General features: G+C 56.6%; 22 protein-coding genes and 1 riboswitch. Of the genes, 11 read left to right on the top strand and 11 right to left on the bottom strand.

Annotation, left to right across the window (positions count from 1 at the left end; genetic code table 11):
• Positions 1 to 204: 204 nt before the first annotated feature.
• The 8 genes from N879_RS17530 to prpB all read right to left on the bottom strand — a co-directional run bounded on the left by N879_RS17530 (position 205) and on the right by prpB (position 10052).
• A complete protein-coding gene (locus N879_RS17530; RefSeq protein ID WP_022983542.1) occupies positions 205 to 2127 on the bottom strand; it encodes a TRAP transporter large permease in 1923 nt (640 codons plus the stop codon).
• Positions 2124 to 2756, bottom strand: a complete 633-nt coding sequence (locus N879_RS17535; protein WP_009457722.1) for a TRAP transporter small permease subunit — start codon at positions 2754 to 2756, stop codon at positions 2124 to 2126. Before N879_RS17535 ends, N879_RS17530 begins: the two co-directional genes overlap by 4 nt.
• A gap of 138 nt (positions 2757 to 2894) precedes the next feature.
• The gene (locus N879_RS17540; protein WP_009457721.1) at positions 2895 to 4061 is read right to left on the bottom strand and encodes a TRAP transporter substrate-binding protein; all 1167 of its coding nucleotides are present in this window, start codon (positions 4059 to 4061) and stop codon (positions 2895 to 2897) included.
• A 321-nt stretch (positions 4062 to 4382) separates the two neighbouring features.
• Entirely contained in the window at positions 4383 to 6968 is a 2586-nt protein-coding gene (gene acnB, locus N879_RS17545; protein WP_022983544.1) for a bifunctional aconitate hydratase 2/2-methylisocitrate dehydratase, read from the bottom strand.
• A gap of 139 nt (positions 6969 to 7107) precedes the next feature.
• Complete coding sequence (locus N879_RS17550) at positions 7108 to 7383, bottom strand: GNAT family N-acetyltransferase (protein ID WP_009457716.1); 276 nt, start codon at positions 7381 to 7383, stop codon at positions 7108 to 7110.
• An 11-nt stretch (positions 7384 to 7394) separates the two neighbouring features.
• Complete coding sequence (locus N879_RS17555) at positions 7395 to 7796, bottom strand: hypothetical protein (RefSeq protein ID WP_009457714.1); 402 nt, start codon at positions 7794 to 7796, stop codon at positions 7395 to 7397.
• Between the two features lie 88 nt (positions 7797 to 7884).
• Positions 7885 to 9048, bottom strand: a complete 1164-nt coding sequence (prpC, locus tag N879_RS17560) for a bifunctional 2-methylcitrate synthase/citrate synthase (RefSeq protein WP_009457712.1) — start codon at positions 9046 to 9048, stop codon at positions 7885 to 7887.
• A gap of 104 nt (positions 9049 to 9152) precedes the next feature.
• Positions 9153 to 10052 (bottom strand): methylisocitrate lyase, encoded by a 900-nt coding sequence (gene prpB, locus N879_RS17565; protein ID WP_009457710.1) that lies wholly within the window; start codon positions 10050 to 10052, stop codon positions 9153 to 9155.
• A 254-nt stretch (positions 10053 to 10306) separates the two neighbouring features.
• Between prpB and prpR the strand changes: the two genes are divergently transcribed.
• Entirely contained in the window at positions 10307 to 12220 is a 1914-nt protein-coding gene (gene prpR, locus N879_RS17570) for a propionate catabolism operon regulatory protein PrpR (RefSeq protein WP_009457709.1), read from the top strand.
• A 70-nt stretch (positions 12221 to 12290) separates the two neighbouring features.
• Here the strand turns inward: prpR and N879_RS17575 are convergent, their stop codons facing one another.
• On the bottom strand, positions 12291 to 13739 hold the full coding sequence (locus N879_RS17575) for an MFS transporter (RefSeq protein WP_031233020.1): 1449 nt from the start codon (positions 13737 to 13739) through the stop codon (positions 12291 to 12293).
• Between the two features lie 131 nt (positions 13740 to 13870).
• On the opposite strand from N879_RS17575, the gene N879_RS17580 reads away from it, so the two are divergent.
• A complete protein-coding gene (locus tag N879_RS17580) occupies positions 13871 to 14650 on the top strand; it encodes a helix-turn-helix transcriptional regulator (protein ID WP_009457707.1) in 780 nt (259 codons plus the stop codon).
• Between the two features lie 154 nt (positions 14651 to 14804).
• Here the strand turns inward: N879_RS17580 and N879_RS17585 are convergent, their stop codons facing one another.
• Complete coding sequence (locus N879_RS17585; protein ID WP_022983546.1) at positions 14805 to 15794, bottom strand: malate dehydrogenase; 990 nt, start codon at positions 15792 to 15794, stop codon at positions 14805 to 14807.
• 289 nt (positions 15795 to 16083) lie between these two features.
• Here N879_RS17585 and N879_RS17590 point away from each other — a divergent pair, with 289 nt between their 5' ends.
• From N879_RS17590 to gltA, 7 genes are all read left to right on the top strand, one after another.
• A complete protein-coding gene (locus tag N879_RS17590) occupies positions 16084 to 16854 on the top strand; it encodes a GntR family transcriptional regulator (RefSeq protein ID WP_009457695.1) in 771 nt (256 codons plus the stop codon).
• 102 nt (positions 16855 to 16956) lie between these two features.
• Positions 16957 to 17370, top strand: a complete 414-nt coding sequence (gene sdhC / locus N879_RS17595; protein WP_009457694.1) for a succinate dehydrogenase, cytochrome b556 subunit — start codon at positions 16957 to 16959, stop codon at positions 17368 to 17370.
• Positions 17370 to 17753: a succinate dehydrogenase, hydrophobic membrane anchor protein gene (sdhD, locus tag N879_RS17600; protein WP_003802535.1), complete on the top strand. Its 384-nt coding sequence runs from the start codon at positions 17370 to 17372 to the stop codon at positions 17751 to 17753. The genes sdhC and sdhD overlap by 1 nt, the downstream gene beginning before the upstream one ends.
• A gap of 3 nt (positions 17754 to 17756) precedes the next feature.
• The gene (gene sdhA / locus N879_RS17605) at positions 17757 to 19535 is read left to right on the top strand and encodes a succinate dehydrogenase flavoprotein subunit (protein WP_022983547.1); all 1779 of its coding nucleotides are present in this window, start codon (positions 17757 to 17759) and stop codon (positions 19533 to 19535) included.
• Positions 19536 to 19548: 13 nt separating this feature from the next.
• Complete coding sequence (locus N879_RS17610; protein WP_003802530.1) at positions 19549 to 20265, top strand: succinate dehydrogenase iron-sulfur subunit; 717 nt, start codon at positions 19549 to 19551, stop codon at positions 20263 to 20265.
• An 18-nt stretch (positions 20266 to 20283) separates the two neighbouring features.
• Positions 20284 to 20544, top strand: a complete 261-nt coding sequence (locus N879_RS17615) for an FAD assembly factor SdhE (protein WP_003802528.1) — start codon at positions 20284 to 20286, stop codon at positions 20542 to 20544.
• An 18-nt stretch (positions 20545 to 20562) separates the two neighbouring features.
• The gene (gene gltA, locus N879_RS17620) at positions 20563 to 21867 is read left to right on the top strand and encodes a citrate synthase (protein WP_022983549.1); all 1305 of its coding nucleotides are present in this window, start codon (positions 20563 to 20565) and stop codon (positions 21865 to 21867) included.
• 260 nt (positions 21868 to 22127) lie between these two features.
• On the opposite strand, the gene lldR is transcribed toward gltA, so the two are convergent.
• Positions 22128 to 22907: a transcriptional regulator LldR gene (lldR, locus tag N879_RS17625; RefSeq protein ID WP_009457683.1), complete on the bottom strand. Its 780-nt coding sequence runs from the start codon at positions 22905 to 22907 to the stop codon at positions 22128 to 22130.
• A gap of 241 nt (positions 22908 to 23148) precedes the next feature.
• Here lldR and N879_RS17630 point away from each other — a divergent pair, with 241 nt between their 5' ends.
• A complete protein-coding gene (locus tag N879_RS17630) occupies positions 23149 to 24912 on the top strand; it encodes an L-lactate permease (RefSeq protein ID WP_009457678.1) in 1764 nt (587 codons plus the stop codon).
• Positions 24913 to 24957: 45 nt separating this feature from the next.
• Positions 24958 to 25030, top strand: a riboswitch (Fluoride riboswitch).
• A gap of 80 nt (positions 25031 to 25110) precedes the next feature.
• Positions 25111 to 26352 (top strand): voltage-gated chloride channel family protein, encoded by a 1242-nt coding sequence (locus tag N879_RS17635; protein ID WP_009457676.1) that lies wholly within the window; start codon positions 25111 to 25113, stop codon positions 26350 to 26352.
• Positions 26353 to 26402 lie beyond the last annotated feature (50 nt).

The following is a 26402-nucleotide window of genomic DNA, read 5'->3' on the forward strand; positions in this document are numbered from 1 at the left end:
TTTACCCTTTGCCACGACCGGGGTGTGTGAATGAGGGTAGCCCCTAGGGGATGGCTGGTAGAGTTCTGGTGCTTGCAAAATAGAGGCTGGCGATAATTTGTGACTTATCAGGCATGTACGCGAGGGGCCGCCTCCATGCACCCGGCGCCTCCCCTGTGATAGCGGGGGAGGTGTCGGGCCCGGTCCGATGTTGGCAGGTTGCGATCAGTACAACACGCTAGGTAGCCACAGGCCGATGCCGGGGAACAGATACAGGATGATGATCGCCAGGATCTGGATACCCATGAAGGGCATCATGCCCAGGAAAATCTGGTTCAGGGTGACATGGGGTGGCGAGACGCCCTTCAGGTAGAAAGCCGACATGGCAACCGGTGGTGACAGGAATGCGGTTTGCAGGTTCAGGGCGACGAGCAGGCCGAAGAACAGGGGGTCGATCTGATAGTGCGCCAGCAGTGGCAGGAAGATGGGCATGAAGATGATGATGATCTCTGTCCATTCCAGCGGCCAACCCAGCAGGAAAATAACAATCTGCGCCAGGATCATGAACTGGATGGGTGTCAGATCCATGGACAGCACCCAGCCATTGATCAGTTCCTGACCACCCAGCAGGGCGAAGGCGGCCGAGAAAATACTGGAACCGACGAACAGCCAGCAGACCATGGCACTGGTCTTGGCGCTGAGGTACACCGATTCGCGCACCATGGAGAAATTCAAGCGGCGATAGGCGAAGGCCAGCAGGATGCCGCCCAAGGCACCCAAGGCCGCCGCCTCGGTGGGAGTGCACAGGCCAGCGATAATACTGCCCAGCACGGCAAGGATCAGCATGGTCAGCGGAAAGAAGGAGCTGAGCAGCATCTTGAAGATTTCCAGCCGTGCGAAGTTCAGCATGGCGTAGTAGCACAACAAGGCCAGACTGCCCACGATCAGAAAGATCCAGAATGTCATTGGCGCGGCTTGGCGCTCTGTCGTAGTTGTTTCTTCGGCTGCCTCTGCTGCAGCTGCGGGAGCTTCTGCGCCCGGTTCGCTGGCACCCAGCGCCACGAGTGGCTCGCTGCCTTCAGGTTCGGATAAACCGCCAGCACCCGGAGGTTCTGCCAGCCCACCGCCACTGTAGTCACTGTCGAAGTTATTGAAACCGCCGCCCATTTCCTGCAGCTCGTAGTGCTCGGCTACTTTAGGTGCAGTGATCGACTGATAGCTAAAGCCCATGACAGCGATGAAGATCACAGCGGGCAGCAAGGCCACGGCCAGATTCTTGACCAGCAGCTTCATGGGCACGTCGACGTTGCGAGGCCCCTTCATGGCGTTGATCAGGCCGGGTACAGCACGGTCTGTAATGGTCTCCTTGATGGTTTGTGCGAAGGCTGGCAGAGGCACGATCCGGTCTTCCGCGGAAAGCGGAGGCGCGACACTGGGCTTGAGCCTGGCCAGAATGATGACGTATACCACGTACAGGACAGCCAGCATCAGGCCGGGGAAGAAGGCCCCGGCATACAGTTTCACGACCGAGACACCCGCGACGGCGCCGTACAGGATCAGGAGTACGGAGGGGGGCAGCAAAATGCCCAGGCAGCCCCCTGCGGTAATGGAGCCAGCCGTTAGCTGTACGCTGTAGCCCGCTCGCAGCATGGCGGGCATGGCCAGTAGCCCCATCAGAGTCACCACTGCCCCCACAATGCCCGTGGCCGTGGCAAAGATGGCGCAGGTGGCAATGGTGGCTACAGCCAGCGAACCTGGAATTCGTGCCATGGCCAGGTGCATGCCCTGGAACAGGCTCTGGATCAGGTTGGCGCGTTCAACCAGGTAACCCATGAAGATGAACAGAGGCACCGCAATCAGTACGTCGTTGGTCATGACGGCGTAGGTGCGCAGAACCATCAGGTCCAGGGTCTGCTGGATTGCTTGCTGCGTGCCCATGTCGCGATAGGCCAGCCAGGTAAAGATCACCCCCATCCCCATCAGGGTGAAGGCGGTGGGAAAGCCCAGCATGATGGTGACGACAATCAGCGCCAGCATGAGCAGGCCCAAATGGCCGTTGCTCATGTCTGCTGGCGCTGGCATGAAGATGGCAATGCTCAGGACGATGCCGATCAGTAGGGTGAGCCCGAACCAGATTTCTTTTCTCATGTTGGACTCCCTTTCTTGCCGTCGCCTGTGACAAAGGCATCCAGTTTCTCAATGTCATCGCTTTTGACGTCCACCATATCCATGAGCTTGTCGACATCGACTTCCTCAACGTCCTTGTCGCGCGAAGGCCATTTCCCGTCTCGCAGGCAGCGTACGCAATACACCATTTCCACGAAGCTTTGCAGCAGAAGGCAGAAACCGGCCAGCGGGATGATGGCCTTGAACGGGTAGATGGGCGGTCCGTTGGCCGTGATATTGGAGTGCTCCGTGATGGCCCAGGACTCGGCTGCGAAGTAGTAACCGGCCCAGAACATGGCGACCACACCAGGGATGAAGAACAGGATGTACAGGATCAGATCCAGGGCTGCCTGCAGACGGGGTGGAAAAAAGCCGTACAGCACATCCCCGCGCACATGGCCGTTCTTGGAGAGCGTGTAGGCACCGGCCATCATGAACAGGCCACCGTACAGCATGTTCATCATGTCAAAGGCCCAGGCGTGCGGGTTGGAGAGTACGTATCGAGAGAAGACCTCGAAGGAAACGAACAGGGTCAATGCCAGGACTAGCCAGCCGAACAACTGGCCTATCCACGTATTGAACCGGTCGATAAAGACCAGAATTTTCTGCATGGTAGGTTCACCTTGCTAGCGCGGAAAGGGTCTGATGCGTGTCGGCTGCGGCTTGGGGCGCGGCCGGCCTGGAGTGGGGAAGGAGACGTCATCCACATCCGGCTGGACGGGATGACGCAGTGCAATTGCCGTTAGGGGTCAGCTCTTGGCTTGGGGAGCCTTGCGACCGAAGTAGTGGTTGTAGGCCATACGGCGGTTATTGTTGGTGTCCATGTCCCACGCCATGGCGCGTGCCGCGAACGCTCGTTGCGATGCGTCGATTTCCTTGAAAAGGGGGTTGGTCTCGGCCTTCTTGGCGACGATCTGGTCCCAGACGACCAGTTGTTGCTGCAGAATGGTGTCGGGCGTTTTGTAGAATTTGACGCCGTCTTCCTTTTGCAGGCGTTGGTAGTCCTGCGAGTAACGGTCAACTGCTTTCCAGGACATGTCGGCCGATGCGGCCTCCACGGCGTTGTCGACGATGGCCTTCAGCTGTGTCGGCAAGGCGTTGTACTTGTCCTTGTTGAACATGATCTCGAAGGTTTCTGAAGCCTGGTGAAAGCTTTGCAACATGCAGACCTTGGACACGTCCGGAAAGCCCAGAGCGCGGTCCGAGGCGGCGTTGTTGAACTCCGCACCATCGAGCAGGCCGCGGTCCAGTGCCGGAACAATTTCACCGCCCGGCAAAGCATTGACGGCCGCGCCCATTTCAGTGAACAGGTCGATAGCCAGGCCATTGGTGCGGAACTTCAGACCCTTGAGATCTTCAGTCTTGGTGATAGGTTTTTTGAACCAGCCGAACGGTTGCGTGGGCATCGGGCCGGTCAGGAAGGAGACGACATTGCCACCGATGGCATCGTACAGCTTGGCCAGCAACTCCTTGCCGCCGCCATATTTGTGCCATGCCAAGACCATATTGGCGTCCATGCCGAAGGCCGGTCCTGACGAAAACAAGGCCAGGGCGTTCTGCTTGCCGTAGTTGTAACCCAGCACGCCGTGGCCCCCGTCCAGCGTTCCCTTGGAGACGGCATCCAGCAGGCCAAAGGCCGGTACAACAGCCCCTGCGGGCAAAACTTCGATTTTCAGATCTCCACCGGTCATGTCGTTGATCTTCTTGGCGAAATCAAGAGCGAATTCGTGGAAGATGTCGACGGTGGGCCAAGTGCTTTGGAAGCGGAAGTTGATGGGACCCTGCGCGCGAGCGATGGCAGGAAAGCCCATCGTTGCTGCAGCCGCGGTGCCGGCTGCAGCACCGCTCAGGAACTTGCGCCGGGATGCGCCAGTTTGTGCTTGAGGCGCGGTGCTTTTTTTGATCCTGTTTCTCATTGGGTGTGTCTCCGAAGTGGCTGTGAGCGTTCGAGAGCAAACTGCAGCAATCTGATTTTTCAGCGTTATTTCAGTTTTCTTTCAGTTTGCTTTCAGCTTTATATGCGATTCGAACACTGGCCGTACATAAGGAGTAACCACAATGATGATAGGGGTATACCCGTGGGCAGATAAGCGTGAGTGAGTGCACCTTTAGCGACGGGTGGGCTGTGCTGAACAGGCTTTTTACAGGCCTCTTGAGAGGGAAGTCATTTCAAACAGGCAAAGAAAAACGCCTTCGCCGCATGAAGCGGCGAAGGCGTTTTTTGCAAGCGCTAGGGCTTACAGACCTACGGAGTCAGCAATTTCCTTGAACTCTTCGATCTGGTCGAAGTTCATGTAGCGATAGATGTCTTCGCTATTGGCTTGCAGAACGCCCATGTCGGCCAGGTACTCTTCGCGGGTCGGGATGCGGCCCAGACGCGAGCAGATGGCAGCCAGTTCAGCCGAACCCAGGAACACGTTGGTGTTCTTGCCCAGACGGTTGGGGAAGTTACGGGTGCTGGTGGACATGACGGTGGCGCCTTCGCGAACCTGTGCCTGGTTACCCATGCACAGCGAGCAACCGGGCATTTCCATACGAGCACCAGCTACGCCCAGAACGCCGTAGTGGCCTTCTTCGCTCAGCTGTTGCTGGTCCATCTTGGTCGGAGGAGCGACCCACAGACGGGTTGGAATGTCGCGCTTGCCTTCCAGCAGCTTGGAAGCGGCACGGAAGTGACCGATGTTGGTCATGCAGCTACCGATAAACACTTCGTCGATCACGGTGCCGGACACGTCGGACAGCGTCTTCACGTCGTCCGGGTCGTTCGGGCAAGCCACGATAGGTTCGTGGATTTCAGCCAGATCGATGTCGATCACAGCGGCGTATTCAGCGTCTGCATCGGGCTCCAGCAGTTCCGGGTTGGCCAGCCAGGCTTCCATGCCCTTGATACGACGGGAGATAGTGCGCTCGTCTTCGTAGCCATTGGCAATCATCCACTTGAGCAGCGTGATGTTGCTGTTCAGGTATTCGATGATGGGCTCTTTGCTCAGGCGCACGGTACATGCAGCAGCGGAGCGCTCGGCCGAAGCGTCGGACAGCTCGAAAGCCTGTTCGATCTTCAGGTTGGGCAGACCTTCGATTTCCAGAATGCGACCGGAGAAGATGTTCTTCTTGCCGGCTTTCTCGACGGTCAGCAAGCCTTGCTTGATGGCGTACAGAGGAATGGCGTTAACCAGGTCACGCAGGGTGACGCCGGGCTGCATTTCGCCCTTGAAGCGCACCAGCACGGATTCTGGCATGTCCAGAGGCATCACACCGGTAGCAGCGGCAAAGGCCACCAGACCGGAACCAGCGGGGAAGCTGATGCCGATAGGGAAACGGGTGTGCGAGTCGCCGCCAGTGCCCACGGTATCGGGCAACAACATGCGGTTCAGCCAGGAGTGGATGATACCGTCGCCTGGACGCAGGGAAACACCACCGCGTGTGCTGATGAAAGCAGGCAGTTCGTGGTGAGTCTTAACGTCAACAGGTTTGGGGTAAGCGGCGGTGTGGCAGAAGGACTGCATTACCAGATCGGACGAGAAGCCCAGGCAAGCCAGGTCTTTCAGTTCGTCGCGAGTCATTGGGCCGGTGGTGTCCTGGCTGCCAACGGTGGTCATGCGTGGTTCGCAGTAGGTACCGGGACGCACGCCCTGGCCTTCAGGCAGACCGCAAGCACGGCCAACCATCTTCTGGGCCAGGGAGAAGCCTTTACCGGAATCGGCAGGGCTTTGTGGCAGGCGGAACAGGGTGGTTGGGGGCAGACCCAGTGCTTCGCGAGCACGGGTGGTCAGGCCACGGCCAATGATCAGGGGAATACGGCCACCGGCGCGCACTTCGTCAAACAGGACGTCGGACTTGACCTGGAATTCGGAGATCAGTTCGCCATTCTTGAAGGCCTTGCCTTCGTAGGGACGCAGTTCCACCACGTCGCCCATTTCCATTTTGGAAACGTCCAGTTCGATAGGCAAAGCGCCGGCATCTTCCATGGTGTTGTAGAAGATAGGAGCAATCTTGCTGCCCAGACACACGCCACCAAAGCGCTTGTTGGGAACGAAAGGAATGTCTTCGCCGGTGAACCACAACACGGAGTTGGTGGCCGATTTACGCGAAGAACCGGTACCGACCACGTCGCCCACGTAGGCAACCAGGTGGCCCTTTTCTTTCAGGGATTCGATAAAGCTGACAGGACCTTTCTTGCCGGGCTCTTCAGGTTCGATACCTGGGCGCGGGTTCTTCAGCATGGCCAGAGCGTGCAGCGGAATGTCCGGGCGGCTCCAGGCGTCAGGGGCGGGGGACAGATCGTCCGTGTTGGTCTCGCCGGTGACTTTGAAAACGGTCACGGTCAGGCTTTCTGGAACTTCAGGACGGCTGGTGAACCACTCGCCGTCGGCCCAGCTTTGCAGCACTTCTTTTGCAAAGGCATTGCCTTTTTCGGCTTTTTCCTGAACGTCGTGGAAAGAGTCAAACATCAACAGGGTGTTTTTCAGGCCGTTGGCGGCGATCTGACCCAGTTCAGGCGAATCCAGCAGATCGATCAGCGGGCTGATGTTGTAGCCACCCAGCATGGTTCCCAGCAGCTCAGTGGCACGCTCGCGGCTGATCAAAGCACAGGTTTCTGTGCCCAGCGCGATGGCGGCCAGGTAGGAGGCTTTCACTTTGGCAGCATCGTCCACACCGGCGGGGACGCGGTGCGTCAGCAGGTCGACCAGAAATGCTTCCTCACCGGCAGGTGGGTTCTTGATGAGCTCGATCAGCTCGGCGGTCTGCTGAGCCGACAAAGGCAGCGGAGGAATGCCCAGAGCAGCGCGCTCGGCAACATGTTCGCGGTAAGAGTCCAGCATAGTGCGGGTGCCTATCGGTAAATGGTTGATATGAAAATGCAATAAATCGCGTGTTGCCCCAATTGTAATTTGAAGCGCGCAGCGAAGCAATGGTCTTATATCTTATATAAGACTTACGAGAAGCTGACTGTTATCGGGCTCAGGCCAGCAAGTCGGCGTATTCAGGGTGACGGCGGAAATAGACCACGGCATAGCTGCAAACAGGGCGTACTTTCCACTGTTGGTTTTTTGCTGTTTCCAATGCGAAGCGGGTCAGTTGCCCCGCAATGCCGCGGCCTTCCAGCTCGGGCGGCACACGGGTGTGGGTGATGCTCATGACAGCATCGTCCAGTTCGTATTCGATCACGCTGCGGCGGTTTTCAATGTCGCAGTAAAACAGACGCGCTTGCGGGTCGTGGTGGATCTCGGTAGTCATGGCAGGCTCCTTCAAGTGGGGTTGGAGTGCAGGGCGATCAGAATCCAAACAGCCAGCATGGCGATCATGCCCAGAAAGCAGCCGCCCCACAGTCCCATCAGGGGCCATTTGACGCCCATGGGAACGTCGTCGGGCTGTACGTGCTTGAGCAGACGATTGGCATTGCCAAACAGCGAGCTTTGGCGTTTGGGGAAATTCAGACGTAAAAAATAATCCAGCAGTACGCCTGCCTTCAGCGAAAAACTGAGTTTTTCCCAGGGGTACTGATCCAGATAGGGATGACGCAACACCTGGTTGCTGCGGCGCAGATTGAAAAGCAGTAAATACGCACCGGAGACCAGACTGGTCAAGGCACAGGCAATCATCAAGGTGCCGGCCAGCGGCAGGGCGTAGCGTACAAATTCAGAGAGCATGGAAGTCACCAGCAAGACGGCCCCGCGTGCGCAATGCAGCGGGGCCGTGGGTTAGATCACAGGCAAATAATAGCCCAGGATCTGTGACTTATGGGCGCTGGTCCAGAGGCACAAAGCTCTGGTTTTCAGGGCCAATGTAGTTGGCGGTAGGACGAATAATCTTGTTGTCCACGCGCTGCTCAATGATGTGAGCCGCCCAGCCAGCCGTACGCGCGATCACGAACAAAGGCGTGAACATGGCAGTAGGCACACCCATGGTGTGATAGGACACGGCCGAGAACCAGTCCAGATTGGGGAACATTTTCTTCACTTCCCACATCACGCTTTCCAGACGCTCGGCAATGTCGAACATGCGAGTGTTGCCATCGGCCACGGCCAGCTCTTTGGCCACCGATTTGATCACTTCGTTGCGTGGGTCGGAGATGGTGTAGACGGGGTGACCGAAGCCAATAATGACTTCCTTGTTTTCCACGCGCTTGCGGATGTCTTCTTCTGCCTGGTCGGGGTTCTCGTAGCGCTTCTGGATTTCAAAAGCCACTTCGTTGGCACCGCCGTGCTTGGGGCCGCGCAGGGCACCGATCGCACCGGCAATCGCGGAATAGAAGTCCGAACCTGTACCGGCGATAACGCGGCTGGTAAAGGTGGAGGCGTTGAACTCATGCTCGGCGTACAGGTTCAGCGAGACGTGCATGGCTTTTTCCCACTCGGCCGATGGCTTCTCACCATGCAGCAGGTGCAGGAAGTGCGCGCCGATACTGTCGTCGTCGGTCTGTACGTCAATCATCTCGCCGTTGTGGCTGTAGTGGTACCAGTACAGCAGGGCCGAACCCAGGCAAGCCATCAGACGGTCGGCGATGTCGCGTGCGTCGGGCAGGTTGTGGTCGTCTTTTTCAGGCAGCACGCAGCCCAGAACCGACACGGCAGTACGCATCACGTCCATGGGGTGGCTGTGGGCAGGTAGGGTTTCCAGCGCGGTTTGCAGGGCCAGAGGCAGGCCACGCAGACGCTTGAGCTTTTGTTTATACGCGCGCAGTTCGTCGCGGTTGGGCAGTTTGCCGTGGATCAGCAAATGAGCCACTTCTTCAAATTCGCAAGCCTGGGCCAGGTCCAAGATATCGTAGCCGCGGTAGTGCAGATCATTGCCACTGCGACCGACCGTGCACAAGGCGGTATTGCCTGCAACAACGCCAGACAGGGCAACAGATTTCTTGGGCTTGAAGCCAGTGCTAGGGGTGTTCTCAGTACTGCTCATAAAGGTCTCCTGGTTGCTGGGCAGCCAGCACGAGGCTGGCTGCTGAATGGGGTTTTACCCGCGCGACGGCCCAGTCAAGGGGCCGGGCGGGAGCCTGTGGTGGCTCAGGACTTCTTGTTTTTCTGGAACAGCTTGTCGAGGCTTTGCTCGTAAGCATGGTAGCCGATACGATCGTACAGTTCTTCACGAGTCTGCATCAAATCGATGACATTTTTTTGATGTCCGTCACGACGGATCGCTTGGTAGACAGTTTCGGCGGCCTTGTTCATGGCGCGGAAAGCGGACAGGGGGTAGAGCACCATGGCCACATTGGCCGACGCCAGTTCTTCCACAGTGAATAGCGGGGTCTGACCGAACTCGGTAATGTTGGCCAGCACAGGCACATTCAGGGTTTCGGTAAAGCGACGGTAGGTGTCCAGGTCGTAGCAGGCTTCAGCAAAAATGCCGTCTGCACCCGCTTCCGCGCAAGCCTGGGCACGTTCCAGAGCAGCGTCCACGCCTTCGACGGCAATCGCGTCTGTACGAGCCATGATGAAGAATTCTGGATCGGTACGTGCGTCAACAGCGGCTTTCACGCGGTCGGCCATTTCGCCAGTGCTGACGATTTCTTTGCCGGGGCGGTGACCGCAACGCTTGGCACCGACCTGGTCTTCAATGTGGCAAGCGGCAGCGCCGAACTTGATCAGGCTTTTGATAGTGCGAGCAATGTTGAAGGCCGAAGCGCCAAAGCCGGTATCAATGTCCACCATCAAAGGCAGATCGCACACATCGGTAATGCGACGAATGTCGGTCAGCACGTCGTCCAGCGTGTTGATGCCCAGATCAGGCAAGCCCAAAGAGCCAGCCGCGACACCGCCACCCGACAAGTAGATGGCGCGGTAGCCGGCGCGTTGGGCCAGCAAAGCGTGGTTGGCGTTGATGGCGCCGATGATTTGCAAAGGCTGTTCTTCACGCAGGGCCTGGCGGAAACGGGCGCCTGCCGATGTCAGTTGGTTTTGGCTCATTTGGGGCTCCAGATCACAAGATATAAAAATGTCGTCAGCGTAGTGCTGCGATGGGTTGCTTCTACTAAAGCAAATGCTGTGCCAAGTTCATATATGGGGGCGATGAAAAGCCTGAACCCAGAGGAGGCGGGGATTTCTCGCGTGGAGCGATGTCGTCGCTCCCTTCCAGGAATATTGTCTTTTTCTGTTTTGTGTTTCAATATTGAAACGTAATTTGAAACAATGTCGCATTATTGAAGCCCGGGTGAAACCATATGCCTTATCCTTCCTCCCCGCCTGCGCGTCTGCGTCTGGTAGCTTTTGGCTTGCATGGACTGCGTTCTCTATTGGAGGAGCTGGTGCCGCAGTTTCGCGCCCAGGCCGAAATACTGATTGTGGACAAAGCCTATGGCGAGGCCGTGGAGGCCGTGCAGGTTTTGCGACAAACAGGCGAAATTGACGTGCTGGTGTCTGCCGGTTCCAACGGCAGTTATTTGCGCGAACATCTGGACTTGCCAGTGGTGTTGGTCCATCCCGGTGGCTTCGACATTATGGGCAGTCTGGCCTCGGCACAGGCAGAGCGCAAAGCGGTGGTGACCTATGGCGAAATGCCGCTGGAGCTGATGGAGTTCGTGCAGCGTTTTGATCTGCCTGTGGAGCTACGTAGCTATCGCAGCGAGGCTGATGCGCGTAGCTGTGTCCAGGATTTGAAAGAGCTGGGCGTGGAGTGGGTGCTGGCACCCGGTCTTGTGGTGGATCTGGCGCGTGAGAATCAGATGGAAGGCGTGCTGCTGTATTCACAAGGAGCGGTGCGACAGGCCCTGGAATCCGCTATCGAACTGGCTCGTGTGGCTCGCGCTGAGGCTGCTCGCCGGGATCGCTTGAATACGATTCTGGCGCAGTTGCGTGACGGCGTGGTGTCAGTGGACAGGGACGAGCGGATTGAAACCGTCAACCCGGCGATGGAAGCCTGGTTGGGCCAACCGGCTCAAGCCATGATTGGCCGTCGTTTGGGTTCCTTGTATCCCGAGCTGGATCTGGCTGGCACGCTGCGCAGTCTGGAAGTGCAGTTGGATACGGTGCAGCAAGTAGGTGGCCGTACCGCGATTGTGACCCGCATGCCGATTCTGGAGCAGGGGCGTTTGAGTGGTGCTGTGTTGCTGTGCCAGGACCCGGCAGCGATTCAACGACTGGACCGTAGTTTGCGATCCCGCAGTCAGCAAGCCGCATCGCGTCATGCCCGTTACGAGCTATCTGATCTGGTGGGGCAAAGCTCGCCCATGCGCAAGCTGCGTGCTCAAGCCCAGGCTTGCGCCCAAAGTACAGCCACAACCTTGATTATTGGTGAAAGCGGCACAGGCAAGGAATTGCTGGCTCAAGGCATTCACAGCGCCAGCGCCAGACGCGCGCAACCCTTTGTGGCCGTGAACTGCGCGGCTTTCCCGGACAGCCTGTTGGAAAGCGAGCTGTTCGGGTATGTGGAGGGGGCATTTACCGGCTCCAGTCGAGGTGGCAAGGTGGGGCTGGTGGAAGCGGCCCACACCGGCACCCTGTTTCTGGACGAGATTGGCGAAATGCCCTTGCCGCTACAAACCCGTTTGCTGCGTGTGCTGCAAGAAAAAGAAGTGCTGCGTATCGGGGCTATTGAGCCAACGCCGGTGGATGTGCGCGTGATTGCGGCTACTCACCGCGATCTGGCCGCGCAGGTTAAAGAAGGCGTGTTCCGCCAGGATCTGTTTTATCGACTGAACATTCTGGTGCTGCGTTTGCCGCCTTTGCGTCTGCGCACACAGGACTTGCCGGAGTTGGTGGAGCATTTACTGGCCAAGGTTGCCCAACGTCTGGGTGGTGCAAGCATGCTCAACCCGCAGTGGATGGCGGAGTTGCTTGAACTAGGCCGCCACTACATATGGCCCGGCAATATCCGCGAGCTGGAAAACCTGATCGAACGCTTGATGGTCCTGGGCACAGTGCAAGGCGATCAGGCTGTGGTGCTGGAAGATATTGCGCCTGAGTTGCGGGCCGTGGTGAGCGAGCCCGCCTTGCCAGCCTTGCGTGATCAGCAGGAGCGCAATGAACAAGAGCATCTGGCCAAAGTACTGGAAGAGTGTGGCGGTAACCGTGCCTTGGCGGCACAGCAGTTGGGAATTAGTCGTAGTACCTTGTGGCGGAAGTTGCGTAAAGGCTGATGGTATATGGCTGTATTCAGCCCGCTTAAATGAAGCCAATGAGCAGACTTCCACCGGTTAAGGCTTGTTTCTAGTGTTGGCTGGTTCTGCTTAACGCCAGTAATAGCAGACTGATCAGCAAAGCAGCAGCCATGTTGTAGAGCATGCCTGTTGCAAAGGCAGAGATATATTGTTCTGCAATGGTTGAGGTGGCGCTGCCTGAAGTGCGCCCGTTATTAAAGAGCAGGCCGACCACGGCAATCCCCAGGGCTGCGCCGACTTGTTGGGTGCTGGAGATTACACCTGAGGCCATGCCTGCTTGCGTTTCATCGACGAAGCCTAGAACCAGATTCAGCAAGGGCGTCATGATTAGACCTTGGCTCGCTCCCAGAAGAGTCAGGGCGGGAATCAGGTATGTGGGAGTCAACTCTGTACCGCTTGACGCAATTTGAGCAATCAGCCAGGCAAAAGAGAGGGCGTAGAGGAAAGAACCAACGGTAATGGCTCGGGTGCCGTAGCGGGCGACGAGGCGGGGAGCACTCAGGGATGCGGCCACAAAACCCACACTGGCAGGGGCAAAGATGCTGCCCGCATACAGAGGGCTTAAGCCCAAGCCACTTTGCAGCAACAGGGCAAAGCAGAGAAAGAAAGAACTGGCGGTGGAGTACACCAACAACACCAATAGAGTCCCTAAAGCAAAGCGCGGCTGGGTTAGAAGCTGCATGTCCACTAAAGGAGCGTGACCTGTGCAGCGCCGTTTTTCTTGGTGCAGATAGAAGACCCCTAGGAAGGCAGCAGCGGCGGCAAGGCTGGCCAGGCTGGATGGGGGCCACCCATGCTCGGCGCTTTGGATGAGAGGGATGAGCAAAAGGCTCAGTGCCAGGCTGATCAACATGACGCCAGCACCATCCAGGCTGCTGCTTTGGTCAGCACGGGTTTCAGGGATGTAGCGGGCGGCGGCAACTGCCAGCAATCCGATTGGAATATTGATTAAAAAGATGCTGCGCCAGCCCAACTGGAATAAATCGGCGTGAACCATCCAGCCCCCCAGTATTTGCCCAGCGATGGCGGCCAGCCCCAGCGTCATACCTAAAAGCCCAAACGCTCGGCGGCTGTTGTCTCCGTCAAAATTGACTCGGATGGAGGCATAAACTTGGGGAAAGAGCAGGGCTGCTGCCAGTCCTTGTGCTACTCGGGCCACAATAAGCAGTGGAGCATTGGGGGCAACACCGCACAGAGCCGAGGCTACGGTGAAGCTGGTCATGCCGATAATGAAAAGTCGGCGCCTGCCGAATAGATCGCCCAAGCGGCCGCCTGTAATCAGCAGTACGCCGAAGGCTAGTTCATAAGCCGCCACAATGAAGCCAATCTCGGTAAAGCTGGCCCCCAGCTGGTCTTGAATACTGGGGATGGCGATATTGACGACGAATAAATCAAAAATTGTGACGAATCCGGCCAGAAGCAGGACGGCAAGGCCGAGCCAGGGCGGGTTGTTTGCTGCGTGTGAGCAAGGGGTAGAGCAGAAGGAATTCGAGTTCATGATGCTTGTCTGAGGTGAAAACATCTGTATTCTTGAATTCTTTTTAAGCGATTACAATTTAACTGTTTATGCTATTACTGAAAGTAATGGGGGTTTGATTAGTGAGAACGCTGGAACGAACGCGGCCCGATTTGTCCGCTTTTTTGCGCACCTGTCGTGAACGCCTTTTGCCTCAGGATGTAGGCTTGCCTAGCGGTGGCCGACGTCGTACTCCCGGATTGCGGCGCGAGGAGGTTGCTGCTTTGGCCGGAGTGGGGTTGACCTGGTATACCTGGCTGGAGCAAGGCCGTGACATCGGGGTCTCAGCCAGCTTTCTGGATAATTTGGCTCGCGTTTTGAAGCTGGACGCGGCCGAGCGACGTCATCTGTTTTTGCTGGCTCACGAGCGGCTGCCAGCTGAGCCGGGTATCACCTGGTGTGTCTTGCCTCCTCTGGTGCGACGCTTGATGCACGATTTGCCCCATCCTGCTTTTGTTCTGAATCTCCGTTGGGATGTCTTGGGCTTCAATGACATGGCCGATGAATTGCTGGGCTTTGGCGCTCATCAGCCAGGACAGCGTAATTTGCTCTGGCAGATGTTTACGGATCCGGTGCTGCATACGCGTTTTGCATCTTGGGAACAGCAGGCAGCAGAAATGTTGTCCGGCTTTCGGCGGGATTTCGCACGTGCGACAGAGGGTACGGATATGCAGGAGCTGGTCAATGAGCTCAAGCGGGTCTCACCGGAGTTCAAGCAGTACTGGGATCAACATGATGTGCATTTGCCCTGTAGTGGCCTGCGTAGTCTGGTCCTGGATGGGCAACTGCGCGAGTTCGAGCAGACTTCGCTCATTATTGATGAAAGCCGCCATTTGCGGATGGTGGTCTATGCACAGTCTTTGCAGGATGAGGCGAACGTAGACGCGGTGTAGCGTCTGATCAGCGCTCTGTCTTGGGTGTTTAGGCAGGGATGGCGGCTTGCGCTATCTGCAACTCGGCCTTTGGCATGCAGCGCCCGGCACTTCTTTGTGGTCTGCAAAAAAATCCCCGCCGTTCAGGCGGGGATTTTGCAGACTAGCGGGTCAATTAACCCAGCAGGTCTTTCACACCGTCACGCTCTTCCAGCAGCTCGTTCAGGGTGTGGTCCATGCGCTCACGCGAGAAGGCGTCGATTTCCAGCCCTTCAACACGCTTGTACTCACCGTTTTCGGTGGTCACAGGCACGCCGTAGATGATGCCTTCAGGAATGCCGTAGGAGCCGTCCGAAGGAACACCCATGGTGACCCATTTGCCGTTCGAACCCAGCACCCAGTCGCGCACGTGGTCGATGGCGGCGTTGGCAGCCGAAGCAGCCGAGGACAGGCCACGGGCTTCGATGATGGCGGCGCCACGTTTGCCCACGGTGGGGATGAAGGTTTCGCGGTTCCAGGCCTGATCGTTGATGATCGCGTCGATCTTCTCGCCGTTCACGGTAGCGAAACGGGTGTCAGGGTACATGGTGGGCGAGTGGTTGCCCCAAACGATCAGGTTCTCGATGTCAGCAACAGCCTTGCCGGACTTGGTGGCCAACTGCGACAGGGCGCGGTTGTGGTCCAGGCGCAGCATGGCAGTGAAGTTCTTCGCTGGCAGATCAGGAGCGGACTTCATGGCAATGTAGGCGTTGGTGTTGGCAGGGTTGCCGACCACCAGCACTTTCACGTCACGGCTGGCCACTTTGTTCAGGGCACGGCCTTGTGCTGTGAAGATCTGGGCGTTGAAGGCCAGCAGATCTTTACGCTCCATGCCTGGGCCACGAGGACGGGCACCGACCAGCAGGGCGATATCAGCATCTTTGAAGGCGGTTTCAGGATCGCTGTGGGCGGACATGCCTTGCAGCAGCGGGAAGGCGCAGTCGTCCAGTTCCATCATGACGCCCTTCAGGGCCTTTTGGGCTTTCTCGTCGGCGAGTTCCAGCAGCTGCAGGATTACAGGCTGGTCTTTGCCCAGCATTTCGCCGGAAGCGATGCGAAACAGCAGGGCGTAGCCAATCTGGCCAGCAGCGCCGGTAACGGCGACGCGCATTGCGGGTTTGGACATGAGAGTAAGACTCCGTTTTTGGGTTTGAAGACGGTGACGAAAAACACAGTTTAAATCTTTTGCAGACCGGGCGGCTGGCGTGGAAAACGGTTTTTCGCAAGAGGAAAAGCCTCTTTTTTCACTGCGCAGACTAGACCAAAACGATAGCGGCGTCAAACGTCTTATATCTTATATAAGACATAAGAGCGTTAGACATTCGGGGCCGGTCATGCGAAAATTAGTGCACTGTCTATTTTATGAACAAATGCGCGTTTCAAGCTGTATCTGCCGCGCATTTTTTATGAGCCCCATGTCTGATAACGTGCCGCCGCTACGCACCCAGGAAATCGAAAAATCCGCTCCTAGCGCGGCCTATAGCCCTCTGTATCAACAGATCAAGGCTTTGTTGCTGCAGGGGCTGGATCGTGGCGAGTGGAAGCCCGGCGAAGCCATCCCCAGTGAACTGGAGCTGGCTGCCCGCTTTCAGGTCAGCCAGGGCACGGTGCGCAAGGCCATTGATGAGCTGGCCGCCGACAACCTCCTGATCCGTCGTCAAGGCAAGGGTACCTTTGTGGCCACCCATCACGAAGCTCGTGTGCGCTTTCGTTTCCTGCGCCTGGCCCCGGATGATGGCAAGCCTGTGGCTTCCCAGAGCCGTATTCTGGATGTGCGTCGAATGAAAGCGCCTACGGATGTTGCCGTGCTGCTGGATTTGCGCACCTCCGACATGGTGGTGAACCTGCGCCGGGTTTTGTCCTTTGATCAGGTCCCGACCATTTATGACGATATCTGGCTGCCTGGCTCCGTCTTCAAGGGTTTGACCCTGGAGGCCGTCGAGCAGAACAAGGGCCCGATGTACGCCTGGTTCGAGAGCAAATTCGGCGTGAGCATGGTGCGCGCAGATGAAAAGATTGGTGCTGTCAGTGCCACCGAAGAGGCCGCCTCGGTCTTGCAGGTCGCTGCCGGTTCGCCGCTCCTGCACGTGGAACGCGTGTCCTATACCTATGGTGATCGACCGATGGAGTTGCGCCGGGGCTTGTACCTGACTGAGCGCTTCCATTACCGAAACACGCTCAGCTAGTTCGGCGGCATACGGTATTTGATACTGCGCCGTAGTGTCAAATAGGTGAAAATACCAAGGTTAAAAATTTTATGACTTTTTTTTATCTACTTCGAGGCCATCATGTCTGATACCGCACCCAAGCAGCGTCCGCAGTATCGCAATATCAGCGTGCCGCAGATATTGAGCTACCGCTTGCCCCTGGCTGCAAAATCGTCGATTTTGCATCGTGTCAGTGGTGCATTGCTGTTTCTTTGCCTGCCGCTCGTTCTATTGCCACTGTTCTCTTTGAGCGTCAGCTCTCCAGAGTCCTTCGAGACCTTGCGCAGCTACGTCGACAACCCTGTCTGTAAGCTGATCCTTCTGGTCCTGATCTGGGGCTACCTGCACCACTTCTGTGCCGGCATCCGCTATCTGGCACTGGACCTGCACCTGGGTAACGACAAAGAGTCCGCCAAGAAGTCGGCCGGTATGGTGTTCGGGGTCAGCCTGGCGCTGACCGTTGTGTTTGGTTTGAAACTGTTTGGGGTGTGGTAATGGCAAATCGTGAGCGCATTGGCGCAAACCGCCTGGTAGTGGGTGCCCACTACGGTACCTTGGACTTTCTGGCACAGCGTGTCACCGCAGTCATCATGGCCATCTACACCTTGGTCATCATCGGCGGCATCCTGTTTAGCAGTGAACTGAATTTCGAGACCTGGCGCGGCCTGTTCTCGTTCACGGTCGGCTCCCTGCCTTTGGGTCAGTTGCTGGCAACCTTGTTCTTCCTGTCTTTGTCCTGGCACGCCTGGATTGGTGTGCGTGACATCTGGATGGACTACGTCAAGCCCGCTGGTCTGCGCTTGTTCCTGCAAGTGTTGACCTTGCTGTGGCTGGTTGCCAGTGTCGTCTTTTTTGCAAAAATTATCTGGAGTCTCTAAACCGTGGCTTCCATCACAAAATCTTTGCCCCGCCGTCAGTTTGACGTAGTGGTGGTCGGTGCCGGTGGCGCCGGTATGCGTTGTTCCCTGCAATTGGCTCAGGCTGGCTTGTCCGTGGCCGTGCTCAGCAAGGTGTTCCCAACCCGCTCCCACACCGTGGCGGCTCAAGGTGGCGTCAGTGCTTCCCTGGGTAACATGAGCGAGGATCACTGGTACTGGCACATGTACGACACCGTCAAGGGTTCGGACTGGCTGGGCGACCAGGACGCCATTGAATTCATGTGCCGTGAAGCTCCACACGCTGTGTACGAGCTTGAGCACTTCGGTATGCCGTTTGACCGTAACCAGGACGGTACGATTTACCAGCGTCCATTTGGTGGTCACACTGCCAACTTTGGTGAAAAACCTGTTCAACGTGCCTGTGCCGCTGCTGACCGTACCGGCCACGCCATGTTGCACACCCTGTACCAGCGTAACGTAGCTGCCCGTACCCAGTTCTTCGTGGAATGGATGGCGCTGGATCTGCTGCGTAACGAAGCGGGCGACGTTCTGGGCGTAACCGCTCTGGAAATGGAAACCGGCGAAATCTACGTTCTGGAAGGCAAGCGCGTGGTGCTGGCTACCGGTGGTGCTGGCCGTATCTGGGCTGCTTCCACCAACGCCTTCATTAACACGGGTGACGGCTTGGGTATGGCTGCTCGTGCTGGTCTGCCTTTGCAGGACATGGAATTCTGGCAATTCCACCCCACTGGCGTAGCCGGCGCTGGCGTGCTGATTACCGAAGGCGTGCGCGGTGAAGGCGGTATCCTGCTCAATAAAGACGGCGAGCGCTTCATGGAGCGTTACGCTCCCACCCTGAAAGACTTGGCCCCACGTGACTTCGTGTCCCGTTCCATGGACCAGGAAATCAAGGAAGGTCGCGGTTGTGGCGACGGTAGCTACGTGGTTCTGAAACTGGATCACCTGGGCGCTGACGTCATCAAGAAACGTCTGCCTTCGATTCGCGAAATCGCGATCAAGTTCGGTAACGTGGACCCGATCAAAGACCCAATCCCTGTGGTTCCAACCATCCACTACCAGATGGGCGGTATCCCCACGAACTACTACGGTCAGGTTGTGACCCAAACGCCAACGGGCGAGAACAAGATCGTCAACGGTCTGTACGCCATCGGTGAATGTGCCGCTACTTCCGTGCACGGTGCCAACCGTCTGGGTACGAACTCCCTGCTGGACCTGATCGTGTTCGGTCGCGCTGCCGGCAACCACATTGTGGATTCGCACCCCGAGAAAACGCACGCGCACCAGGAAATCAACGAGTCCTCCATCGAGTACTCGCTGGACCGCGTCAACCGTCTGGAATCCCGTACATCGGGCGAAAAGGCACAGGACGTGGGCAACAAGATTCGTGTGGCCATGCAGGCTCACTGCGGCGTGTTCCGTACCCTGGATCTGTTGCACAAAGGTGTCGACCAGATCGAATCCCTGGTTCCCGAAGTCAAGGATATTTACTTCAAAGACAAGTCCAAGGTGTTCAATACCGCCCGTATTGAAGCTCTGGAAGTGGCCAACATGATCGAAGTGGCTCGCGCTACGACGAAGTCGGCCGCCAATCGTACTGAAAGTCGCGGTGCTCATGCCCTGAACGACCACCCAGAACGTGACGACGAAAACTGGCTGCGTCACACCTTGTGGTTCTCGGAAGGCAGCCGTCTGGAGTACAAGCCTGTCCAGATGAAGCCTCTGACAGCCGAAACGATTCCGCCCAAGGCCCGGACTTTCTAAGCAGGATACTGACATGAGCCAAAAACGTAAGGTCAAATTTGAAATCTACCGCTACGATCCTGACAAGGACGAGCGTCCCTACATGCAGAAGATCGAAGTCGAGCTGGAGCCCACCGACAAGATGCTGCTCGATGCGATCCTGCGCATTAAAAACGACATGGACGACAGCCTGGCGTTGCGTCGCTCCTGCCGTGAAGGTGTGTGCGGTTCCGATGCCATGAACATCAATGGCAAGAACGGACTGGCCTGCACCACCAATATGCGCGACTTGAAAGAGCCTGTGGTTCTGCGCCCACTGCCAGGTCTGCCGGTTATCCGTGACCTGATCGTGGACATGACCCACTTCTTCGATCAGTACCATTCGGTCAAGCCGTTCCTGATCAACGATGCTCCTCCTCCAGAGAAAGAGCGTTTGCAAACGCCCGAAGCCCGTGAGGAGCTCGATGGTCTGTACGAGTGCATTCTGTGCGCCTGCTGCTCGACCTCTTGCCCATCGTTCTGGTGGAACCCCGACAAGTTCGTCGGTCCTGCTGGTTTGTTGCAAGCCTATCGTTTCATTGCCGACTCGCGTGACGAAGCAACGGGCGAGCGTCTGGACAATCTGGAAGATCCATACCGCTTGTTCCGCTGCCACACGATCATGAATTGCACGGACGTCTGTCCAAAAGGACTGAACCCGTCGCATGCCATCGGCAAGATCAAAGAAATGCTGGTGCGTCGCAGTATCTAAAAAGGTGGGTATGTACCGATGAGAACATTGACGGAATTGGAGCGTGCGCGCCTGCGCTGGCGTGCGCGCCGGGGCTTGCTTGAAAACGACTTGATGATCACCCGTTTTCTGGATCAATACGAAAACGAGCTGACTGATCAGGACGTCTCGGCCCTGACCCGCTTGTTCGAAATGGACGATACAGTTTTGCTGGATGTCCTTCTGGCTCGCTCCGAGCCGGAAGGGCAGTACGCCACACCGGACATTCAGCGACTAGTAGACATTATGCGAAAGCTATAACCATTGAGGAAAAAAGTGATGGAATTGTCAGATAAAAAAGCCACGCTATCCTTCTCCGACGGTAGCCCTTCGGTTGAGTTCCCTGTACACAAGGGCACCGTAGGTCCGGACGTGATCGATATCCGTAAGCTCTACGGTCAGACAGGTATGTTTACCTATGACCCGGGCTTTATGGCAACGGCGGCTTGCGAATCCGGTATCACCTACATTGACGGCGACAAGGGCCAGTTGATGTACCGTGGTTACCCGATCGACCAGTTGGCACAAAAGTGCGATTTCATGGATGTGTGCTACCTGATCCTGAACGGCGAGTTGCCCAACGCAGATCAGAAGCAGGAATTTGACTCCCTGGTCACGAACCACACCATGGTTCAGGAACAGATGCAGCACTTCCTGCGCGGCTTCCGTCCGGACGCTCACCCCATGGCAATACTGACCGGCCTGGTCGGTGCCCTGTCGGCGTTCTACCATGATTCCACGGACATCACGAATCCTCATCACCGTCATGTGTCGGCTATCCGCTTGATCGCCAAGCTGCCTACTCTGGTTGCGATGGCGTACAAGTATTCTTTGGGACAGCCTTTCATCTATCCCAAGAATGATTTGTCCTACACCGGCAACTTCTTGCGCATGATGTTCGCTACCCCTTGCGAAGACTACAAGGTCAACGAAGTGGTTGAGCGCGCTCTGGACCGTATCTTCATCCTGCATGCAGATCACGAACAAAACGCCTCCACCTCCACCGTGCGTCTGTGCGGTTCGTCGGGTACCAATCCTTTCGCTGCGATCGCTGCGGGTGTTGCTTGCTTGTGGGGCCCTGCCCACGGTGGTGCAAACGAAGCTTGCCTGAACATGCTGGAAGAGTTGCAAGCCAACGGCGGCATCGACAAGGTTGGCGAGTTCATGGAGAAGGTCAAGGACAAGAACTCGGGCGTGCGCCTGATGGGCTTTGGTCACCGTGTCTACAAGAACTACGACCCACGCGCCAAGCTGATGCAAGAAACCTGCAAGGAAGTTCTGGAAGCCCTGGGCCTGGAGAACGATCCTCTGTTCAAGCTGGCCATGGAACTGGAGCGTATTGCTCTGGAAGATCCATACTTCGTCGAACGCAAGCTGTACCCCAACGTAGACTTCTACTCGGGTATCGTTCAGCGCGCTATCGGCATCCCGACGTCCTTGTTCACCGCTATCTTCGCCCTGGCTCGTACCGTAGGCTGGATTGCTCAGTGGAACGAAATGCTGTCCGATCCAGATTACAAGATCGGCCGTCCACGTCAGCTGTACGTGGGCCCAACTCAGCGCGACGTACCTGCTCAACGTTAATGCTTTCGGGCTGCGATCCCTGGGGCGTGCCCCGGGTGTTCATGTAGCCCGTAGCGTTATGAAGCAGTAGCTGGAAGGTCAAGTGCACCATTGGGTGCACTTTTTTTTGCCCGTTATTTTTTTATTGCTATGGCTACAGCCACAGCCACAGCGATCACCAACACTGCCCGCACCGCCAGAGTCGCCGGCATTGTCGCTGGCATTGTCATCACCCTATGCACGTCAACATGCAGCAGCCCCAATGTCTGACAGGCTAGGCTTCAAGGCTGAGACAGGTGGTTGTTGAAGCGGAAAATCCGCTGTTCACGAGCTTTGTTCTCTTCAGAAAATCGGACTTTGGCCTGGACATGATCCAGGTGGTGCCCGATCAGCTCGCGAGCCCGTTCTGCATCACCATCCAAAATAGCTTTCATAACTCCCGCGTGCTGCTCGGTCAAAATTTCCACTTCCCGTGCATTGTCGAACTCGAACATGGCGCGCCGGTTCTCTTTCACTGTAGAGAACACTAACTGGAACAAGCCATTCATCAGTTGCACCAGCACGACATTATGAGAGGCCATGGCAATTGCCAGATGAAATTGGGCGTCTGCACGTGCCGACAGGTCTGCATCCTGGTTTTGTTGATGCCGAACCATCACTTGGAAGCACTGTTCAATGTGCTTTTTGTCCGCATCTGTTGCTCGTTGTGCCGCATGCCAGGCTGTGCTGGCTTCCAAGGCCCGACGTGCCTCTAGAACATCATAGCGATACAAGGGGTCTTCATTGATCAGCTCCTCCAGAGGCGCAATGCTCTGGGCTGGCCAGTTGATCAACTCGCTGTCTTGAACATAAGTACCCCCACCACGGCGGGTAATCAGCAAGCCTTCAGAGCTTAGCGAGCGCAAGGCCTCCCGTATCGGTACACGCGACACATCCAGCCGTTCAGCCAATTGACGCTCGGACGGGATTCGGTCACCGGGTTGCAACTGTTCATCCTGTATAAGTTGCCGGATTTTTTCAGCAACCAGGTCCGATAGGCGAGTGCTGGGATTCATAGTCATATAGGACGCTTCTTTAAATTTGGTATTACCACTTTCTTGGTTTTTTAATCGTATTAAGGCCTTGAGGCGCCAAAATAGTCAGGGTTTCTGCTGGTAATGCAAAGGTGGTAATACCGCTATGATGCTCAAAAATACAAAACGGGAAGTGGTTGCGCTGCCCAGGGCCGGGCTCATAGCCGCATTTGTTCACCAACAAAACCTCTTCCTCCTATACGTGCAGTCACACAAAGGAGAATCCGGGATGAGTCTTTTATACACCTTGTTGGCTCTGACGCCATTATTGGTTGTTTTTCTATTGATGGTGGTGATGGGGCGATCAGCCAAACTATCGATGGGGGCCGCGTATCTGGTTACGGCGATTCTCGCTTTATTTGTATGGGGGAGCCAGGCCGAAGTTATTGCTGCAGCCACGATCAACGGTATTGTTACCGCATTGACCCTGCTGTTCATTGTATTTGGTGCCGTGCTGCTTTTGAATACGCTCAAGGTGGGCGGAGCATTAAGTGCGATTCGCCAGGGCTTTATGGATGTATCGCCGGATCGTCGCATTCAGGTCATTATTGTTGCCTGGCTGTTCGGCTCCCTGATCGAGGGCTCGTCGGGTTTCGGTACGCCTTCCGCTGTTGGGGCTCCCTTGCTGCTGGCGCTGGGCTTTCCAGCCATGGCAGCGGTGATGGCTGTGTTGGTTATCCAGTCCACGCCTGTGTCTTTCGGGGCGGTTGGTACGCCCATGCTGGTTGGAGTGCGTTCAGGTATTGATAACAAGGTTGATGTTGCAGCTGCCATTTCGCCCTTGCAGCCGCTTGAGTATTTGCAGCAGATCGTCGAGAACGTCGCCTTGATTCATGCCATGACCGGCTTTGTGATTCCACTGTTGCTCTGCGGTTTGTTGACTCGCTTTTTCGGTGAACGCCGCTCCTTTGCCGAGGGGCTGGGGGCATGGAAGTTTGCTTTGTTTGCCGGTTTGGCCTTTACCGTTCCGTACTACCTGATTGCCATTACCCTGGGCCCTGAGTTCCCCTCCATGCTGGGTTCGATGGTCGGACTGGTAATCGTGGTGAGCGCAGCTCGAAAGGGCTGGTTTGCACCTCGCAAAACCTTTGATTTCCCGGATCGCAGTCAATGGCCGTCCCACTGGCTGGGCACAGTGGCGATGGATAACACGGAATCGCAGCAACGCTTTTCGGTATTGCGGGCTTTCTCGCCGTATGTGCTGGTGGTTGCACTTTTGATCTTTACTCGTACTGTTCCTGCCGTAAAAGCCTGGTTGACGGGGCCTTCGGCCACAATCAAGGTGGAAGGTATTTTGGGTACTGGTATTTCTACATCGGCTCAGTTGCTGTTCTCGCCCGGGGCCATCTTGATTCTGGTCTCACTGGCCTGCATTGCGATTTTTCGCATGAACAGTCAGCAGTATGTCGTCGGTGTGAAAGCATCGCTGCGTACCATGGGCAGCGCAGCTCCTGCTTTGTTGTTGGCCGTGCCTATGGTGCAGGTGTTTATCAACTCGGCAGCGGCTGATGGTTCCATTGCCAGCATGCCGCTGGTGCTGGCTCAAGGGGCCGCGTCGGCGGTTGGGCAGGCATGGCCTACGGTTTCACCCTGGGTGGGTAGTTTGGGGGCATTTATTGCGGGCTCCAATACTGTCAGCAACATGATGTTTTCGTACTTCCAGTTCTCTACCGCTCAGCAAATTGGCTTGAGTGTGGACCAGTCCGCTATCGTGGTTGCATTGCAGGCGGTAGGTGGAGCAGCTGGCAATATGATTTGCGTCCATAACGTGGTGGCTGCCGGTGCGGTTGTCGGCATGTTGGGACGTGAGGGCGAGATTGTTCGCAAGACCTTGATACCCATGGTGTATTACGTCATTCAGGCAGGCCTGATCGGCCAGGCCTTGATTACTGGTGCCATGGGCTGGTGGATAGCTGCCGCAGTCTTCCTGGCACTGACCATAGGGGGCTTGAGCCTGTCCCGAGGCCGTCAGATGACGCCGGTCATGGCTTGAAAATTTCGCTCTGTTTATTTGCGGCTTCAAGGAGTCGTTGTACAATTTCTTCCTGGAGATGACGTTCCTCCTTTAACCGCCGTTTCGTTCTGAAGCAGCTGATGACGTCTACAGTGACCTGACCACCGTCGGGGCTGTAGGCGTCCGCGTTTACATCTTCTGTTTGTGGTCAGCCCGATTCCATTGAGCTTACGACCCATGAACAGACTCAAAACCTCACTCTCGCTAAACCTGCTGTCGTATTACGGCAAATGGTTTGTGCTCGCTTGCCTGATTGCCGTGCTGGCAGGCAGCGCTTCCGCTTTTTTCCTTTTTTCACTCGAGCAGGCTACCTCCTGGCGGATACAGCATGCCTGGCTGATTTGGCTACTGCCGCTGGCAGGCTTGGCCGTAGGCTGGGTGTATGAACGCGTAGGGCAGTCTGTTAGTGCAGGTAATAACCTGCTGATCGAGGAAATTCACGACCCCAAGAAAGTGGTGCCTTTGCGCATGGCGCCTTTGGTACTTGGCGGAACCGTGATTTCCCATTTGTTCGGTGCATCGGTAGGCCGAGAGGGCACCGCCGTACAAATGGGTGCCGCCTTGTCGGACCAGCTAACCTATGTGTTTCGCTTGGACCGGGAAGATCGACGCATTCTGTTGATGGCAGGTATGAGTGCCGGCTTTTCATCTGTGTTTGGCACGCCTTTAGCCGGAGCCGTGTTTGGCATGGAAGTGCTGGCGATAGGCCGTATGCGCTACAACGCCTTGTTCCCTTGCCTGATCGCTGCGATTGCTGCCGACCAGGTGGGCCTGGTCTGGGGGGTGCAGCATACCCATTACGTCGTTGAGCACGTCGTGTCACTAGACGGCTGGAGCATGCTGGCTGTGCTGATCGCCGGGGTTCTGTTCGGCCTGATCGGCATGTTGTTCGCCATGCTGACTCACCAGCTTTCCGCCTGGATGAAAAAGAGCATCAAGTATGCACCCATGCGACCCTTCTGGGGCGGGCTGGTGGTGGCGATCGCTGTCTGGGCGTTGGATGCCTACCAGTACATTGGCCTGGGTGTTCCGGAAATAGTGCGCGCTTTCCACGAGCCTATGCAGCCATGGGATTTTCTGGGCAAGCTGGGGTTTACTGTCCTGTCTTTAGGCTCCGGTTTTAAAGGAGGGGAGGTCACGCCCTTGTTCTACATAGGGGCGACTCTGGGTAATGCCTTGGCTCCCTTGCTGCACATGCCTTTTTCAATGATGGCGGGCTTGGGCTTTGTGGCCGTCTTTGCCGGCGCAGCCAATGTACCGATTGCGTGCACACTGATGGCGATGGAGCTGTTTGGTGCAGAACTGGGGCCTTTGGCGGCGATCGCTTGTGTAGCAGCCTATGTGTTCTCGGGGCATGCAGGGATCTATCATGCGCAACGTGTGGGTCATCGCAAGTTCAAACTTCGTCGGCCTGTTTGAGCAGGGGCAGTCAGTCGGCCACTCGGTGAGCGAGTGGCTAGGGATGCCTC

Origin of the sequence: Alcaligenes sp. EGD-AK7, from assembly GCF_000465875.3 — a bacterium.
GTDB classification, from domain to species: Bacteria; Pseudomonadota; Gammaproteobacteria; order Burkholderiales; family Burkholderiaceae_B; genus Alcaligenes; species Alcaligenes phenolicus.

Coding starts and splice junctions, on each gene's coding strand:
- N879_RS17530 (WP_022983542.1), bottom strand. CDS start 2,127: ATGAGAAAAGAAATCTGGTTCGGGCTCACCCTACTGATCGGCATCGTC.
- N879_RS17535 (WP_009457722.1), bottom strand. CDS start 2,756: ATGCAGAAAATTCTGGTCTTTATCGACCGGTTCAATACGTGGATAGGC.
- N879_RS17540 (WP_009457721.1), bottom strand. CDS start 4,061: ATGAGAAACAGGATCAAAAAAAGCACCGCGCCTCAAGCACAAACTGGC.
- acnB (WP_022983544.1), bottom strand. CDS start 6,968: ATGCTGGACTCTTACCGCGAACATGTTGCCGAGCGCGCTGCTCTGGGC.
- N879_RS17550 (WP_009457716.1), bottom strand. CDS start 7,383: ATGACTACCGAGATCCACCACGACCCGCAAGCGCGTCTGTTTTACTGC.
- N879_RS17555 (WP_009457714.1), bottom strand. CDS start 7,796: ATGCTCTCTGAATTTGTACGCTACGCCCTGCCGCTGGCCGGCACCTTG.
- prpC (WP_009457712.1), bottom strand. CDS start 9,048: ATGAGCAGTACTGAGAACACCCCTAGCACTGGCTTCAAGCCCAAGAAA.
- prpB (WP_009457710.1), bottom strand. CDS start 10,052: ATGAGCCAAAACCAACTGACATCGGCAGGCGCCCGTTTCCGCCAGGCC.
- prpR (WP_009457709.1), top strand. CDS start 10,307: ATGCCTTATCCTTCCTCCCCGCCTGCGCGTCTGCGTCTGGTAGCTTTT.
- N879_RS17575 (WP_031233020.1), bottom strand. CDS start 13,739: ATGAACTCGAATTCCTTCTGCTCTACCCCTTGCTCACACGCAGCAAAC.
- N879_RS17585 (WP_022983546.1), bottom strand. CDS start 15,794: ATGTCCAAACCCGCAATGCGCGTCGCCGTTACCGGCGCTGCTGGCCAG.
- N879_RS17590 (WP_009457695.1), top strand. CDS start 16,084: ATGTCTGATAACGTGCCGCCGCTACGCACCCAGGAAATCGAAAAATCC.
- sdhC (WP_009457694.1), top strand. CDS start 16,957: ATGTCTGATACCGCACCCAAGCAGCGTCCGCAGTATCGCAATATCAGC.
- sdhD (WP_003802535.1), top strand. CDS start 17,370: ATGGCAAATCGTGAGCGCATTGGCGCAAACCGCCTGGTAGTGGGTGCC.
- N879_RS17610 (WP_003802530.1), top strand. CDS start 19,549: ATGAGCCAAAAACGTAAGGTCAAATTTGAAATCTACCGCTACGATCCT.
- N879_RS17615 (WP_003802528.1), top strand. CDS start 20,284: ATGAGAACATTGACGGAATTGGAGCGTGCGCGCCTGCGCTGGCGTGCG.
- gltA (WP_022983549.1), top strand. CDS start 20,563: ATGGAATTGTCAGATAAAAAAGCCACGCTATCCTTCTCCGACGGTAGC.
- lldR (WP_009457683.1), bottom strand. CDS start 22,907: ATGACTATGAATCCCAGCACTCGCCTATCGGACCTGGTTGCTGAAAAA.
- N879_RS17630 (WP_009457678.1), top strand. CDS start 23,149: ATGAGTCTTTTATACACCTTGTTGGCTCTGACGCCATTATTGGTTGTT.
- N879_RS17635 (WP_009457676.1), top strand. CDS start 25,111: ATGAACAGACTCAAAACCTCACTCTCGCTAAACCTGCTGTCGTATTAC.